The organism is Blautia sp. AM28-27, from assembly GCF_003480905.1.
Classification (GTDB): domain Bacteria; phylum Bacillota; class Clostridia; order Lachnospirales; family Lachnospiraceae; genus Fusicatenibacter; species Fusicatenibacter saccharivorans.
Genome location: NZ_QUJK01000001.1, coordinates 815183 through 830632, shown reverse-complemented (window position 1 = coordinate 830632; position 15450 = coordinate 815183). Strand labels below are relative to the sequence as shown.

Here is a 15450-nt window from a genome sequence, read left to right as displayed (position 1 = left end):
CTTTTTTATTTCTTTGGATCATATTATCATATTACCTTTCCAATTCCGTAATTACAAGAGTCTTTTGCTATTTTTCATATTGCATTTTTATTACATTCTAATCACCCCTCTGTTTTATTTGCATTTGTTGTTATTGTAATATGGCTTCCGCTGCTGAATGCGGCTTCCATAGATGCCTTTAATGCGTTCAGGATTTCATCTGCACTTTTTGTTCCCCCGTAGAAGCCCGTATTGGCCGTTTCCTGCGATTTTTCTGCATCGTACCGTAAATGATCGTAAGTCCTGTTCCAGCCGTTGCAGCGTCCGAAAACGAGCTTGAAAGGGTTGTCTTGGATGTACAGGAAACGGTAAGTGTTCCACTCAGGAACTTACAGCCGGAAAACAGGTTCCCGCTATCCGTACAGGAAGATGGGATTTCACCGGTTATGGATTCCAGTGCGGTACATCCGAAAAAACTGCTGTTCATTTTCTGTGCAGACGATGGGATATGTACTTCTTTCAGGTTGACGCAGCCATTGCAGATATTCGAAAGTTCTTTCGCACTGTCCGGAATCTGGACAGATGCCAGAGCCATACAGCCGTAATACATGGAATCCATGTTCTCCAACTGCATACAGGCTGTTGTATCGGCTCCATCGATCAGCGCCGTATCACCGTAAAATGCTTTTTTTGCCTGTTTTATATTCCCTGGAAGTTCCATGGCCTTTTCCAGTGCAATACACCCTTCTGCGCAGGATGTAATATCTTCCAGCCGGACCGCACCAGACATATCCGGCATACTGGTCATCGCTGTGGCATTTTTGAATGTTTCCACCATGCTTCTCACTGTGTCCGGAATGCGGCACAATGTTTCCAGGTATTCGTCATTTCCTGTAAACCAGTAGTCCATGCTTTCCACTTCTGCCTCCGGATCAATCCAGGTCAGCCGTTTAACAGAATCTTTCTTCCATGGCGCAGAATCTGATTTGAAATTCCGGACGCTTCCTTTTCCGGATATTTCTAGATCCCCGTTGGAATACAGGATAGCCTCCACATCATCTGGATTTTCTCTGCCGATTTTATACCTAACACTTTCATCACGGTCAATAAGCACTGTTATCTCTGCCTTGATATCCGGATATGCCTTGGAGGAAACCTCTACGGTAACACTGTGACCATGTGCCGGCACTTTAGCCGGTGACACGCTGTATGTATCTGCATCCAGAAGCTGTTTCTGTTTCCCGGATATTCCGTATACGCGGAAATTTTTTTCTGAAAGCCGACTTCCGGCAGCATAGCTTTTCTCTGCAGCTTCCACCTTGATCGTTTCCGGTTTTTCCGGTGCAGCTTCTTTTCGAAATTTTGGCAGTACCAAAAATACGACTCCAACAAGAATCAGCAAAATAACAGCAATCAACGCTATGATCCACAAGCTGCTTTTCTTTTTCTGCCTTTTTTTCGCTGGCTGTTTTTTTGATACGGCCATTTTTACTCTTTTTTCTTTTCCGTATTGTGCAGGCACTTCAGGATATAACAGATATGATCTTTATCCAGCTTCAGGAACATGCTTTTTACAATCGGAACAGGACGTTCCTTTCCTCCAATCCGAATTGTTCCTGCATCCGGCGGCAGCATTAGGGTTTCTACAATCAGCTCGATCAGTTCATCCACTTCCTGCTTGTTATAGATCGGCGGGTAGTTCTCGTAATCAATATTTTTCCGAATCAGTTCCCGGTAGGCAGATATCCGATCCATCATATCCATCCCACCTCTTTTTGTTCCCCGCTTTATATTATGATGTTAGGGTCAAAACCATAAATAACTTTGTCCTCTATTTCTATAGCACCTTGAAAAATTCATATTTTGTAGTGTAATACCGGATTTCTTCGGATATACGCTGGTATTCCCTTCCTTGATTTTATACAAGTACCGGATTTTGAGCGTAATGTCCTAAACCCTTCACATAGTTGAAGAGTTTTCTGAAATTCAATGCTGCTATCTTGGAACCGAAAAAGAACTTGCCCCGCTGTTTCCCACGAGGTATCTTTTCCAAGTGGTAATTCTTGCGTATATTCGATGGAACAGTTTCCACTCCATTACGCAGCCTTGCATAATTTTTGAATTCTTTGCTATTCATGTTCCGTTGGATTTTCGCACGTTCATGCGCTGCTTTGGATGTTACTATTTTTACAACCTTCTTAAAGATCTTCGGCTTGCATTGATCCTGCTACGGACAGTTGGCACACTGCTCATGCAGAGAGGAAACGGCACACTGATTGCTTGGTTTCATATAAGAACAGCTTTTCGGTGCATGGCCGGCTGGACATCGGAGGACTTTTGTTCCCTCTTCGTTGAATTCAAAATCAGCAAGGATATCCGGAGCCGGTTTCTCCGTCAGACTTGTGGTAATCAGTTCTACGTTTTTATGAGCTGCAAGTTGTGTGTTTTCTGTTCCACTATATGCTCCATCCGTGACTATAACAGTCCGTTCTTCCTGGTTATCCATCTGCGCAAGGTGCTCCTGGATAAACTGACTGTCACTATGGTTGTTTTGCTCATACTGGTACTCTGTTACAACAGAACCATTGGCTCCAACGGATTCTTCAAGATTAGCAGCATATCCTCGATGCTCTTTTCCTGCTTTATTCCGGAATGTCGCTTCAGGGTCAGAAGGATTCTGCAGCATGGTTGATTTCATGCCGCCGTCTTCTTTCGTGCGGAGTCTTCGGTTTTCATTTTCAACAATGGTCTGTTCTGACAGGCATCTGACAAACAGATCATACTCTGTTGAATCATTGTAATCAGACTCACACAGGGCAAGAAGTTTATCCGCATCCGTTAAGAGCTGCTTCATGCGCTCATCTGCATCGGTACTGCGCTGATGATAAATCACTCTGTTAAAATCGTTAGGATCGATATAATGTTTTAAATCGTCAGACAGAGCGGAACCATTGATTTTATTCACATACATCACCAGCTTTGCAATGCAGGTGTATATCAGTTCCATTCGGCTGAGCCTGCGGACGTTGGATTCGATCATCATGGAATCCATACGCCTGACTTTACCGCTGATTCCCACCAGTTTTGCAATGGAAGCACTTAAATCTTTCACACAATCATGATAAAGATCCTTGTTGTGAAGTGTTTCATAATCATAGCACCTCTTGGGGAAACGGCTTAAGGTCTTGTCACTCAAAGACTGTTCTTCAAAACTTGTTGTGTGCAGTGCGTACTGAATTCGAAAATCCAGCATAAGATTTTCGACCATCTCGTCATCGGAATAATCAAAAAGCTCTTTGATAATGAGCGCACCAACAATCACGTTGACCGGAGTATTCGGTCTGGATGCCTTATCGCTGTATAAGACAGAAAAACGCTTTTCATCAATGGCAGGAAATATTTCATCGGCAAAGACTTTTGCCCAGGATTTTTCCAATGCTTTTTGTTCTCTGGCAGTTAATCCAGAAAAACTATCTGTAAATGACATTTGCTGGTAAGTATTTTCTTTGAATGACATAGAGATTGCCTTCTTTCCTACTAAGATATCTCTATTATACAGCAAGTAAACCATTTAGGCTTGTATTTACTACAAAATATATGAACTTTTCAAGGTACTATAGAGGGGCTTTTGACCCCAACATCATAGTTTTAAAATAATATAAAGCAAACGGATAAAAATATTTTCTCCGTCATAAACTTCAAAAAGAGAGGGAAAAACTTATGATTTTTTATTTTACCGGAACTGGTAATTCGCTTTGGGCTGCAAAAGAAATTGGAAAAGAGCTGAATCAGCCTGTTGAGAATATTATAAAACAGAAAGCAATTTTTTCTGCAAAAACGATATAATCGGTTTTGTCTTTCCTACCTACATGAGCGATCTGCCATGGATTGTAAAAGAATTTTTATTGAAGTTAACGGTCAATCCTGACTGCTATACTTTTGTCGTCATGACTTCTAACAATGGAAAAAGCGGAAATTCTTTTGTCAGCCTAAGTCAGGCACTTTCCCGCAGCGGTGCAAACCTGTCGGCTGTCTTTGATCTGCAGATGCCAGGCAACTGTTTAATCAGCTCAGAGCAGGAAAATCTGGAACGACTGAAAAAAGCACCGGAACGGTTAAAATCTATCATATCTTTTATAAAAGAACAAAAAACAAACTTTACATCTGACGGAAGTCTGCCAAAAGAAGATTTTGTTACTGCATCGTATTTTTATGGAGGACATTCCTGTGCAGCCTGTTATGCCTGTCTTCACTGGTGTCCCAAGAATGCTACCCTGCTTAAAGTTCCATTTTTGAAACATCGTCCGCAGTATCATCATCCAGATGTAACGCTGGCGGAAATCAAAGAATAAGTCTGTAAACGGCGCCCCGGTCCTGCATCCAAATGATCTGCAGGGCCGGGGCGCTTTGCAATTTATGTGCGTGTAAGATGTTGGCTTTTTATTTTCGCTCCGTCTCGCATACGATGATATGTTTGCTCTTCTCATACCCGGGAACTTTCCGGTCCGTGATAAAAATCGGTTTTTCAAAGTCTGCGAAGGTAACGGAACTGATGCTGTTAAATTTGCTTGCGTCACAGAGGACGTAGCACTGGCGGCACTGCTCCATGGCGGTCTTTTTGATTACTGCTTCATTGACATCCGGCGTTGTGCAGCCGCTTCTTCTTGTGACACCGTTGGTGCCGAAAAAGCCTTTGGTGAAGTGGTATTCCTGAATCGTGCGGATTGCCTGGTTTCCGACGACGGCTTCTGTGGAGCTTTTGAGCTCGCCGCCTACCAGAATGACCTTAAACCCGCGTGATGCCAGCCGCCGTGCGTGGTCAACGGCGTTTGTCACGAAAACGGCGGAGGTTGCCCGGATGAAATCGATCATATGCGCCGTTGTCGTTCCCGCGTCGAGAAAGACGAAATCGTCCGGCTCGATGAGGGATGCCGCATATTCTGCGATTTTCCGTTTGGCATCGCAGTTCAGCTCATTTTTCTGTGCAACGGTGTACTCGTGTGCCGTCACCTTCTGGCCGGCTTCCACGGCGCCGCCGAATACCTTTTCCAGCTTGCCCTCCTTGTCGAGCGCTGTGATATCGCGGCGTACCGTGGACTCCGATGTATCGAGAAGATCCCGGACTTCCGTCACGGTGATGCTTCCCTTTTCTTTTAACAGTTTCAAAATTATCTCATGTCTCTGCTGTGTTAACATTTCTTTCCTGCCTTATATTCTGCCACGTTTGTTTCCAGAATGATCTTGCGGAGCGGAAGGATGCTTCCCGGAGAAACGGAAAGTTCATCTACGCCCATCGCAAGGAACTCTTTTGTCAGCTCCTGGTCAGCGCCGAGTTCGCCGCAGATACCGGCCCAGATGCCGGCTTTGTGTGCATTCTCCACAACCATCTGAATCATGCGCAGGATCGCCGGGTGATGCGGATCAAAGAACGGATCCAGCTTTGTGTTCTGGCGGTCGATCGCGAGGGTGTACTGACTGAGGTCGTTCGTTCCGATACTGAAGAAATCAACCTCTTTTGCCAGCTCATCGCTGATGATGGCAGCCGCCGGGGTCTCGATCATGATACCCTGCTCTGGATTTCCGTACTCAATGCCCTGCTCAGCGAGAGAAGCTTTTACTTCCTCCACAATCGCTTTGATCTGGCGAACCTCGCCGACACTTGTGATCATTGGATACATAATGGCAATTTTTCCATATGCGCTTGCGCGGAACAGCGCGCGAAGCTGTGTCTTGAAGATCTCCGGCCGCGTCAGGCAGATGCGGATCGCACGGCAGCCAAGTGCCGGGTTCTCCTCTTTTTCCATCTCGAAATAATCGCACTGTTTATCGGCACCGATATCGAGGGTACGGATGATGACGCGTTTTCCCGCCATCGTCTCTGCTGCCTGTTTGTAGATACGGAACTGCTCCTCCTCTGTTGGATAGTGATCCTGCTCAAGATAGATAAACTCGCTTCGGAACAGGCCGATGCCGCCCGCGTCGTTCTGCATGACAGCCGCAAGGTCTTTGATGTTTCCAATATTAGCATACAGCAGAATTTTCTGTCCGTCCAGTGTAATATTTTCTTTTCCCTTTAAGGTGAGGAGCAGTTTTTTCTTTTCCTCCTCCTCGGTGCGACGCTTCTGCATGGCAGCAAGAGTCTCCTCGTCCGGATCAACATAGATGGTTCCATCGGATCCGTCCACGATGCCGAGCTTTCCGTCTACGCTCTCATCCAGCGGAAGCGGTGTTCCGACCAGTGCCGGAATCGCCATGGTTCTTGCAAGGATAGCGGTGTGGGAATTTAAAGAACCGTGTACGGTAACAAAAGAAAGAACTTTGTCCTTATCCATCTGTACCGTCTCAGACGGCGCAAGGTCATCTGCCACGATGATCGCCGGTTCGTCGTTTAAGGATGCGTCGGTGTCGTCTCCGTTTAAGATGGAGATCAGACGCTCGGAAATATCCTTTACGTCTGCCGCGCGCTCTCTCATGTAATCATCGTCCATGGCAGAAAACATCTGCGCAAAGTTGTCGCCTGTCGTTGCAACGGCATACTCAGCGTTGACGCCCTGGCTCTTGATAATATTCTCGACGGACTCGTTGTAGCCGTCGTCCTCCATCATCATCTGATGTACCTCGAAGATCGCTGCATTGGCCTCGCCAACCTCTTTGCATGCTTTTTCATACAGAACGCCAAGCTGTGCGATTCCTTTTGCCTTTGCTTCCTCAAACCGTGCCATCTCCGCATCCGGATTTTCTACTTTCACACGTTTTACCTGACGCTCATTCTTTTTGTATACGCGGATCTTTCCGATCGCAATGCCGGAAAATACGCTTTTTCCCTGATAAATCTGCATAAGTTTTCTCCACCTTTGTTCTCGATATCCGAATTTTCTGTCCAGACAGCCGGAGCGTGTTTAAAAAGGATTTCTTAGTTTCAGAAAGTTTTTCAAACACGCTCCTGCCGATTACTATATTGTAATTCTCCAGAGCCCCATCTCAATTCCGCTTACGCTCCATTTCGATGTGGCTTCTCGCCATATGGAATTCCAGAAAAAAGCACTCATTCATGCAAGCATGATTCGCACTTTTTTCTTCCATTCCGCATGGCTCTGTAGAATTACAAGTTCTCTTTCATGAAATTGCTGATTGCTTCGTATGCAGCATCTTCATCTGCTCCATCGAAGGTCAGGGTAACTTCTTCGCCCTGTTTTACAGCCAGTCCCATGATGCCGAAGATGGCTTTGCAGTTCATGGCTTTTCCGTCTTTTGCGATCTTGATATCACAGGAAAATTCTTTGACTGCTTTTACCAGCATTCCTGCCGGACGAGCGTGGATTCCTTCTGGATCTGTTACAACATACTTAAATTCTTTCATGATTTTTTCCTCCCATAGGATCTTTGATATTTTTATTTTACTTTGTTTTCTGCCTTTTTTCTACTCTTTTATGCAACTTTTTTCTTTAAAACTCCAAGCAGAACTGCGGATACCACTGTTCCGATGACAACTGCCACCAGATAAAGCAGCGCATTTCCCATAACCGGTACAACGAAGATGCCGCCGTGCGGTGCCATTAAGGTACAGCCAAATGCCATGGAGAGCGCACCTGCGAGGCCAGAGCCGATGATGCAGGCCGGAAGAACGTGGATCGGGTCTGCTGCTGCGAATGGAATCGCACCCTCAGTGATGAAGGCGAGTCCCATGATGAAGTTGGTCGGACCGGATTCTCTTTCTTCTTTTGTAAATTTATCTTTGAACAGCAGGGTTGCAAGTGCAATCGCACACGGAGGAACCATACCGCCGATCATAACGGATGCCATAATGTCGTAGTTTCCTGCTGCGATGGCTGCTGTTCCGAATACGTAAGCTGCTTTGTTGAACGGGCCGCCCATGTCGATGGCCATCATGCCGCCGAGGATCATGCCAAGGATCAGCTTGCTGGATCCGCCCATGGAAGCAAGACCATTGTTCAGTACCGTGTTGACGGTTCCCATGATCGGCTCTACAATGAAGAGCATCAGAAGTCCCATCGCAAGGATGCCGACTACCGGGTAAATCAGAACCGGCGCAATCTTTTCGAGTGCTTCCGGAAGTTTCTCACATGCTTTGCGGAGGCCAAGGATAATGTAGCCTGCTGCAAAACCGGCAACGAGTGCTCCAAGGAAACCGGAGGTTCCGCTCGATGCCATCATACCGCCGACAAAACCAAGGGCAAGTGCCGGCCGGTCGCCGATTGCCATGGCGATGTAGCCTGCAAGAACCGGGAGCATGAAGCCGAATGCCACGCCGCCGATCTGTTTGAACATCGCTGCAGCCGGGGTAATCGTACCGAAGTTTGATCTGGCTGCGGCATCAAGGGAGTTCATATCAACAAGAAGTCCGTCGATCAGGAATGCGATTGCGATCAGAATACCGCCGCCGACAACGAACGGAAGCATATGGGAAACACCATTCATCAGCTGGGTGTACAGCTGGTGGCCGATACCGCCGCTGTTCTTCTTCGTGCTTGCTGCGGCTGTCTGCGCATTGCCGCTCTTGTAAACCGGTGCGTTTCCGGACATCGCAAGCTCGATCAGCTCATCTGCTTTGCTGATACCGTCGGATACCTGGCGCTGAATGACTTTCTTTCCGTCGAAACGATCCATCGGAACCTGTGCGTCGGCTGCAACGATGATGCAGTCCGCATCGGCGATTTCCTGTGCAGTCAGCACGTTTTTCGCTCCGCCGGAGCCTCGTGTCTCGACTTTTACGAAGCATCCTTTTGCTTTCGCTGCTTTCTCGATTCCCTCGGCTGCCATGTAAGTGTGGGCAATACCGGTCGGGCAGGAAGTAACGGCGAGAATCTTCACCTGATTTTCTTTTGCTTCCACCGGCTCTGCAAGACGCTCATCTACGCTCTTTTTCTCTTCATCGGCGCGGTCGATAATGGCAAGGAACTCTTCCGGTGTCCTTGCGTTTCGAAGGCTCTTGGTGAACTCTTCATCCATCAGCATCATGGAAAGTTTACTTAAGACATCGAGGTGAACGTTGTCTTTTGTGTTCGGCGCTGCGATGAGGAACAGCAGGGTGACCGGCTCTCCATCGAGAGAATCAAAATCAACGCCGTTCGGGATCACCATGGCTGCAAGGCCCGGTTTGTTTACTGCATCACATTTTCCGTGCGGAATCGCAATTCCCTCTCCGATTCCTGTGGTGCTCTCTTCTTCTCTTGCGTAAACCTGTGCACGGTACGCATCTTCGTCTGTGATCTTTCCGCTTTTGACCATCAGCGCTACGGCTGCATCAAGCGTTTCCTGTTTGCTTTTCGGTGCGGCATCCAGCGCAATACTGCGGATGTCCAGCAACTCTGTGATTCTCATGAGACGTCCTCCCTTTTATTTTGTAATCTGTTCGTAGACAGATGCAATTTCCTCCCGGGTTGCAAGGTTTTCAGAAAAAGCACTTGCACTTCCCGCTGCGATTCCCATATGGAACGCATGGAGGTAATCTTCTTTTTCCATGTAGCCTGCCATGAATCCGGCTACCATCGAGTCTCCTGCGCCGACGCCGTTGATAAGCTTTCCTTTCGGGGCCGGAGCTTCAAAGACCTCACCGGATGCGGCAACGAGAACGGCTCCTTCGCCTGCCATGGAAACCAGAACGTTCTGTGCGCCCTTTTTCTGCAGCTGTTTTGCATACGGAACAACCGACTCTCTTGTCTTTAATTCCACACCGAAAATCTCGCCGAGTTCGTGATTGTTCGGTTTGATGAGGAACGGGTGGTACGGCAGAACCTTCATCAGCAGATCACGGGTCGCGTCTACGACGATGCGGATGCCCTTGCTGTCGAGCATTTCCATAATTTTCTGATAGGCATCATCTGCCATGGATGACGGGATGCTGCCTGCGAGGAAGAGAACGTCGCCCTCGCCGAGTGCGGAAAGCTGTTTCATCAGCTCTTCCACTTTTTTCTCCGGGATTTCGGGTCCCTGTCCGTTGATCTCAGTTCCGTCAATGCTCTTTAATTTGACGTTGATGCGGGAATATCCTTCTTCCAGCCAGATGCAGCCGTTTTTAATTCCCATCTGGTCGAGCCGTCCCGCGATTTCTTTTCCGGTAAAGCCTGCCAGAAATCCGAGCGCTGTGCTCTCAATTCCAAGGTTTCCAAGTACGGTCGATACGTTGATTCCTTTTCCGCCCGGAAGCATCAGCTCGGAGCTTGTGCGGTTGGTAAGGCCGAGCTTGAAGTCTTCCACCGATACAATGTAGTCCAGAGACGGATTGAATGTCACTGTGTAAATCATATTTCCCTCCTGCTTTATTTTGATCGTGTTTGCTTTGATAAGATTATCATATCGTCATATTCATTCAAAATCAATCATTAATATTTCATGAATTTTCCCTTCTCTTTTTATCACATTTGCATAAGTTTAGAGTTTTGTGACGGATTTTCCCGGTTTATCGCCCTGTTTTGACCGACTTTGACTGATCGTCATCTTTTCTTCCCTGTCACGCATTGATCACTTTATTCTCTCCATTTCGGTCATTTTTTATCAGACACTTTCTTTCTGTTCTCATTTTTGTACTTTACTTTTTCCGGATTTGGTACTAAAGTGAAGAGAAATCAAAAAAAGAATTTCCAGAAGAGGTGATTTTATTTGAAACGATACTATATTCTTCACTATTTTGATCCCGCCAATGTGGGCAGTTTTCTGCTTGTCTCACTGCTCGGCCTGATTCTGGTGCTTGCCCTTGTGCTTCTGATTGCAAAATTGCAGATTCAGCGGCAGCTAAAAGAGGAGACAGAGGAAAAAGCGAAAAAAATACGCCGGAAGAAACACCAGCGCAGGCAGTATCAGATTGTGGAAAGCTTTTATGAGCTGGTTTTCTCCGGCACTTCGATTCTTCTCTTCCTCTCCCTCTACTACATTATCGACGAGCGTCTGCCGCAGATTTCGATGTACTGGGAGAAGTATCAGGATGTGGTGCTTCTTGTCTTTATCGTGCTCTCCGTCTTTCTGACAAGCTGGCTCGATGTGGTTCTCGTAAAGCTCACGCATCTTGAGCCGGAGCAGAAAGCATCGGTGCGGCTGATTTCGGTCTTCTATATTGTACTGATTCTCCTGTACATCCGCTTTATCTACGAGGACACGAATTATGACGGGCTGATTCTCTATTTCCTGACGCTGACGGTCGGCCGCTTCCTGTATTTCGACTTTACGGTCAAGAGTTTTCTTGAAACGATGCGGGGCGTGTTGGAAAATCTACCGCTTCTTGTCATCATGAGCGCCTACTCCGGTTTCGTGTGCTGGTATGGGTTCCATGTTGGCTTTCTGCTGAAATCAAATGGCGTCATTTTGAGCACCTTTCTTGCCCATCTGTTTATGGACTGCTCGATCTTTCTGCTCCACAAGACAGGAATTTTAAAGCATGTGATACGAAAAATTTAAAACCGGCATTTTTTTACCAGCCATATATCAAAAGCTCTGCAGATCAGAATTTTGCATTTTCTGTTCTGCAGAGCTTTTCTTATTTAATGTTCTTTTTTACATGCCAAACAGCAGTGCAAAGCCATGTACGACAAAAGCTGCCAGCCAGGCGATCACACACTGGGAAACGACAACACCGGCTGCCCATCTGCCGCCAAGCTCCCGCTTGATGGAAGCGACTGCCGCCACACACGGCGTATAGAGGAGGCAGAAAACCAGAAGGCTTAATGCGGAAACCGGTGTCAGAATTTCGGTCAGCTGCGCGGTCGTGCCGAACAGTACGGAAAGTGTGGAGACGACACTCTCCTTTGCCATAAATCCGGTTAGAAGGGCGGTCGATACTCTCCAGTCTCCAAATCCAAGCGGCCGAAAAACCGGGGCGAGACGGCCGGAGACAACGGCGAGAATGCTGTCCTTGGAGTCCTCCACGACATTGAGATGCGTTCCAAAGGTCTGTAAAAACCAGATCACAATCGTGGCAACAAAAATGACGGTGAATGCCCGCTGCAGGAAGTCTTTTGCCTTATCCCACAAAAGCTGTCCGACATTTTTTGCCCCCGGCATGCGGTAGTTTGGAAGCTCCATGACAAACGGAACGGCTTCCCCCTGGAATAAAGTTCCCTGCATCAGCATCGCCATCAGGACAGCCATGAAGATACCACCGAAATACAGAAGAACCATCACAAGGGCACTGTATTTCGGGAAGAATGCGGCGGTAAAGAACGCGTAAATCGGAAGTTTTGCCGAACAGCTCATAAACGGAGTTAATAGGATCGTCATTTTCCGGTCACGCTCGGAAGGCAGGGTGCGGCTCGCCATGACGCCCGGCACGGTACAGCCAAAACCGACCAGCATCGGCACGATACTGCGGCCGGAGAGGCCGATTTTCCGGAGCAGCTTATCCATCACAAATGCCACGCGCGCCATATAGCCGCTGTCTTCCAGAATGGACAGGAAGAAAAACAGGGTGACGATGATCGGAAGGAAGCTTAAGACACTTCCGACGCCGTTAAAAATACCGTCAATCACAAGGGAATGAAGCACCGGATTGACGCCCCATGCTGTCATGGCGCTGTCCACGAGCTCGGTCAGTTTTCCGATCAGAACCTCCAGCACACTCTGCAGCGATGCTCCGATCACATGGAAGGTCAGGAAAAAGACAGCCGCCATAATCCCGGCAAAACATGGCAGAGCCGTATATTTTCCGGTCAGCACACGGTCAATTTTTGTGCTCCGCACATGCTCGCGGCTCTCTTTTGGTTTTACCACGGTCTCACGGCAGACTTTTTCAATAAAATTAAAACGCATATCCGCAATCGCCGCCGCGCGGTCCAGGCCGCGCTCCGTCTCCATCTGACAGACGATATGCTCGAGCATCTCTTTCTCGTTTTCATCGAGGGCCAGCTGCTCCAGGATCAGCGCATCGCCCTCTGCCAGCTTGCTCGCCGCAAACCGCACCGGAATATCCGCCCTTGCGGCGTGATCCTCGATCAGATGCATGATCGCATGCAACGCACGGTGGACGGCACCGCCGTGGTCATTCGCCTCACAGAAGTCCTTTCTGCCCGGTTTTTCCTGGTATTTGGCCACATGGACAGCATGGGCAACCAGTTCATCGATTCCCTCGTTTTTTGCAGCGGAAATCGGGATAACCGGGATGCCAAGTCTCTCTTCCATCTGGTTCACGAGCACAGAACCGCCGTTTTCGCGTACCTCATCCATCATGTTGAGGGCCAGTACCATCGGAACGTCGAGTTCCATCAGCTGCATCGTCAGATACAGGTTTCGTTCGATATTTGTCGCATCTACAATATTGATGATGCCGCGCGGATGCTCGTTCAGAACGAAATTCCGGGTGACGATCTCTTCGCTTGAATACGGCGACATCGAATAAATGCCGGGAAGATCGGTGACCAGCGTGTTTTTCTGGCCGCGGATTTCACCGTCCTTCCGGTCTACGGTCACGCCGGGGAAGTTTCCGACGTGCTGGTTGGATCCCGTTAATTGGTTGAACAGGGTGGTCTTGCCGCAGTTCTGGTTTCCGGCCAGCGCAAAGGACAACAGCTCTCCTTCCGGCAGCGGATGCTCCTCTGCCTTATTGTGGTACTTTCCGCCCTCTCCAAAGCCGGGATGCGGAATTGCTTTCGCATCCGGCTGCTCTTTTTCTTTTACAGCGTCCCGCATCTCATCAATGGCAATCCGTCCGGCATCGGCGAGGCGGAGTGTCAGTTCATAGCTGTGAATCCGCACTTCCACAGGGTCTCCCATCGGTGCATACTTTACCATCGTCACTTCCGCCCCCGGAATGATTCCCATATCTAGGAAGTGCTGCCGCAGCGCGCCCTCTCCTCCTACCGTGCGGACGGTCGCTGTTTTGCCGATCGGCAGTTCTTTCAGTGTCATATATTTCACTCCTTATTGATTCTCATTATCAATAGTAAGTATATGACACAATTCGACTGCGGTCAAGCAATTGCCATTATTTCTCTTTTTGTTTTTCTTCGAGCTTCTTCTGTACACTCGGAAACAGCTCCAGATCCGTGTGTGGGATTGCCTGGGCCGCTTTCATCATAGAGATGAAAGCGGCGACCTGGCCGAACTGGATGTAGACCATCTCGTCCAGAATGCGGTCAATATCGTCGATGCAGGTCCGATCCAGCAGGATTTTTTCTGCTCCCGCAAGCGACGTATTTCCGGCGCAGATCAGGCGGCTGCGGTCCATATCCGGGTACATGCCGATCGTGATGGCGGATTCCTTTGAAACGTGCTTTCCAAATGCACCAGCCGCGTAAAACCGGTCAATTTCTTCCATGGAAATGCCGGATTCACGCATCATGTACTCAACCATCGTGTAGGCCGCTGACTTTGTACGAAGGAATTCGGCGATATCACTCTGATAGAAGCACAGCCCTTCACTATATTCAACGCACCACTCTCCCGTCTCCGGGTCTTCCTTGATCTTTTCGGACCGCTCCGGCTGCAGGGTACCGAACAGGTTGATCCAGCCATTTAGGAATAATTCCGCGAGCAGATCGATAATGCCGGAACCGCAGATGCCCTTTGGCTTACCCTCTCCGATTACATGGCACTGGATTTTCCCGTCTTCTATTTTTACCGTATCAACAGCGCCTTCTGCAGCTCGCATGCCGGTTTTGACCACGCCGCCCTCGAGCGCCGGACCGGCAGCGCCTGCGCCGCAGAGCAGAAATTCCCGGTTTCCGACGACAAGCTCGCCGTTCGTTCCGATATCAAAAAAAACGCTGATCGTTTCTTTTTTATAGAGTTCCGTTGCGATCATACCGCTTAATATATCACCGCCCAGGTAATTGGATTTTCCCGGCACGCAGTAGACACATCCCTTCATGGGAAATCCCATCTCTTTCGCCGGAAGGAATCCGACGCGGTCTGCGCGCACGGCGTACGGGGATGAAAAGACGCAGAACGGATCCAGTCCCAGCAGGAAATGGATCATCGTTGTGTTGCCGGATACGACCATTGAGAGAACATCCGACGGCGCAATTCCTGTCTTTTGGCGAAGTTTTTCAAAGAGCAGTGTAAATGTCTCCATCGTACACGCACGGATGTCCTGCAGTACCTCCGGTTTATCCTTACAGGCAAAGATTCTCGTCAGAATATCGGTTCCATAGGCAGTCTGGCGGTTGTATTCGCTCTCCTCGGCAAGCACAGTACCGTCGCTGCAGTTTACCAGGCGCACAACGACGGTCGTACTTCCAAGATCAGCGGCATAGCCGTAATGCTCTGCTGCTGTATCGCCCGCTTCCAGATCAACCACCTGCCAGATGCTTCCATTCCATGCGAGGGAAACCGTTATGTTATAGTCTGCCTCATCGCAGATGGGATACAGTTTCTGCAGCGCTGGAAGGGTAAATGATGCGGTGATTCCTTTCTCTTTTAATGCATCCAGTATCCGCATCTGGCTGGAGCGGGCGTCCTCCTCCGTCGGCGGGACCAACCCCAGATACTGTTTCTGTGTTATTCCTCTATTCATTATTACTTCCT

General features: G+C 48.4%; 13 protein-coding genes. 3 read left to right on the top strand and 10 right to left on the bottom strand.

The genetic code is table 11. The features are described from left to right. Positions 1–187: 187 nt before the first annotated feature. The 3 genes from DW743_RS03975 to DW743_RS03965 form a co-directional block, all read right to left on the bottom strand. The gene (locus DW743_RS03975; protein WP_158568527.1) at positions 188–1354 is read right to left on the bottom strand and encodes a leucine-rich repeat protein; all 1167 of its coding nucleotides are present in this window, start codon (positions 1352–1354) and stop codon (positions 188–190) included. A gap of 113 nt (positions 1355–1467) precedes the next feature. Then, entirely contained in the window at positions 1468–1743 is a 276-nt protein-coding gene (locus tag DW743_RS03970) for a DUF6017 domain-containing protein (RefSeq protein ID WP_055265164.1), read from the bottom strand. Positions 1744–2206: 463 nt separating this feature from the next. After that, on the bottom strand, positions 2207–3496 hold the full coding sequence (locus tag DW743_RS03965) for a transposase (protein ID WP_243004525.1): 1290 nt from the start codon (positions 3494–3496) through the stop codon (positions 2207–2209). A gap of 203 nt (positions 3497–3699) precedes the next feature. Between DW743_RS03965 and DW743_RS18620 the strand changes: the two genes are divergently transcribed. Both DW743_RS18620 and DW743_RS03960 read left to right on the top strand, forming a co-directional pair. After that, positions 3700–3825 (top strand): hypothetical protein, encoded by a 126-nt coding sequence (locus DW743_RS18620; RefSeq protein ID WP_256359687.1) that lies wholly within the window; start codon positions 3700–3702, stop codon positions 3823–3825. 59 nt (positions 3826–3884) lie between these two features. Then, on the top strand, positions 3885–4331 hold the full coding sequence (locus DW743_RS03960) for a hypothetical protein (protein WP_117760316.1): 447 nt from the start codon (positions 3885–3887) through the stop codon (positions 4329–4331). An 88-nt stretch (positions 4332–4419) separates the two neighbouring features. Here DW743_RS03960 and DW743_RS03955 read toward each other — a convergent pair whose 3' ends face one another. From DW743_RS03955 to pfkB, 5 genes are all read right to left on the bottom strand, one after another. Beyond that, complete coding sequence (locus DW743_RS03955) at positions 4420–5175, bottom strand: DeoR/GlpR family DNA-binding transcription regulator (protein ID WP_055265168.1); 756 nt, start codon at positions 5173–5175, stop codon at positions 4420–4422. Further along, positions 5169–6818 (bottom strand): phosphoenolpyruvate--protein phosphotransferase, encoded by a 1650-nt coding sequence (gene ptsP / locus DW743_RS03950; RefSeq protein ID WP_055265171.1) that lies wholly within the window; start codon positions 6816–6818, stop codon positions 5169–5171. The genes DW743_RS03955 and ptsP overlap by 7 nt, the downstream gene beginning before the upstream one ends. A gap of 263 nt (positions 6819–7081) precedes the next feature. Continuing rightward, positions 7082–7339 (bottom strand): HPr family phosphocarrier protein, encoded by a 258-nt coding sequence (locus tag DW743_RS03945; protein ID WP_022463097.1) that lies wholly within the window; start codon positions 7337–7339, stop codon positions 7082–7084. 68 nt (positions 7340–7407) lie between these two features. Then, the gene (locus DW743_RS03940; protein ID WP_055265173.1) at positions 7408–9321 is read right to left on the bottom strand and encodes a PTS fructose transporter subunit IIABC; all 1914 of its coding nucleotides are present in this window, start codon (positions 9319–9321) and stop codon (positions 7408–7410) included. Between the two features lie 15 nt (positions 9322–9336). Further along, positions 9337–10245 (bottom strand): 1-phosphofructokinase, encoded by a 909-nt coding sequence (gene pfkB, locus DW743_RS03935; protein WP_055265175.1) that lies wholly within the window; start codon positions 10243–10245, stop codon positions 9337–9339. Between the two features lie 354 nt (positions 10246–10599). Between pfkB and DW743_RS03930 the strand changes: the two genes are divergently transcribed. After that, positions 10600–11391 carry a hypothetical protein gene (locus tag DW743_RS03930; RefSeq protein WP_117508984.1) on the top strand — a complete coding sequence of 264 codons (792 nt, stop codon included), beginning with the start codon at positions 10600–10602 and terminating at the stop codon, positions 11389–11391. Positions 11392–11487: 96 nt separating this feature from the next. Here the strand turns inward: DW743_RS03930 and feoB are convergent, their stop codons facing one another. After that, positions 11488–13833 carry a ferrous iron transport protein B gene (feoB, locus tag DW743_RS03925; RefSeq protein ID WP_055265179.1) on the bottom strand — a complete coding sequence of 782 codons (2346 nt, stop codon included), beginning with the start codon at positions 13831–13833 and terminating at the stop codon, positions 11488–11490. Between the two features lie 76 nt (positions 13834–13909). After that, positions 13910–15439, bottom strand: a complete 1530-nt coding sequence (locus DW743_RS03920; RefSeq protein ID WP_117508985.1) for an ASKHA domain-containing protein — start codon at positions 15437–15439, stop codon at positions 13910–13912. Positions 15440–15450 lie beyond the last annotated feature (11 nt).

What these genes read in the sequence shown, in the direction of transcription:
- DW743_RS03970 (WP_055265164.1), bottom strand. Translation starts at nt 1,743, where the DNA reads ATGGATATGATGGATCGGATATCTGCCTACCGGGAACTGATTCGGAAA.
- DW743_RS03965 (WP_243004525.1), bottom strand. Translation starts at nt 3,496, where the DNA reads ATGTCATTCAAAGAAAATACTTACCAGCAAATGTCATTTACAGATAGT.
- DW743_RS18620 (WP_256359687.1), top strand. Translation starts at nt 3,700, where the DNA reads ATGATTTTTTATTTTACCGGAACTGGTAATTCGCTTTGGGCTGCAAAA.
- DW743_RS03955 (WP_055265168.1), bottom strand. Translation starts at nt 5,175, where the DNA reads ATGTTAACACAGCAGAGACATGAGATAATTTTGAAACTGTTAAAAGAA.
- ptsP (WP_055265171.1), bottom strand. Translation starts at nt 6,818, where the DNA reads ATGCAGATTTATCAGGGAAAAAGCGTATTTTCCGGCATTGCGATCGGA.
- DW743_RS03945 (WP_022463097.1), bottom strand. Translation starts at nt 7,339, where the DNA reads ATGAAAGAATTTAAGTATGTTGTAACAGATCCAGAAGGAATCCACGCT.
- DW743_RS03940 (WP_055265173.1), bottom strand. Translation starts at nt 9,321, where the DNA reads ATGAGAATCACAGAGTTGCTGGACATCCGCAGTATTGCGCTGGATGCC.
- pfkB (WP_055265175.1), bottom strand. Translation starts at nt 10,245, where the DNA reads ATGATTTACACAGTGACATTCAATCCGTCTCTGGACTACATTGTATCG.
- feoB (WP_055265179.1), bottom strand. Translation starts at nt 13,833, where the DNA reads ATGACACTGAAAGAACTGCCGATCGGCAAAACAGCGACCGTCCGCACG.
- DW743_RS03920 (WP_117508985.1), bottom strand. Translation starts at nt 15,439, where the DNA reads ATGAATAGAGGAATAACACAGAAACAGTATCTGGGGTTGGTCCCGCCG.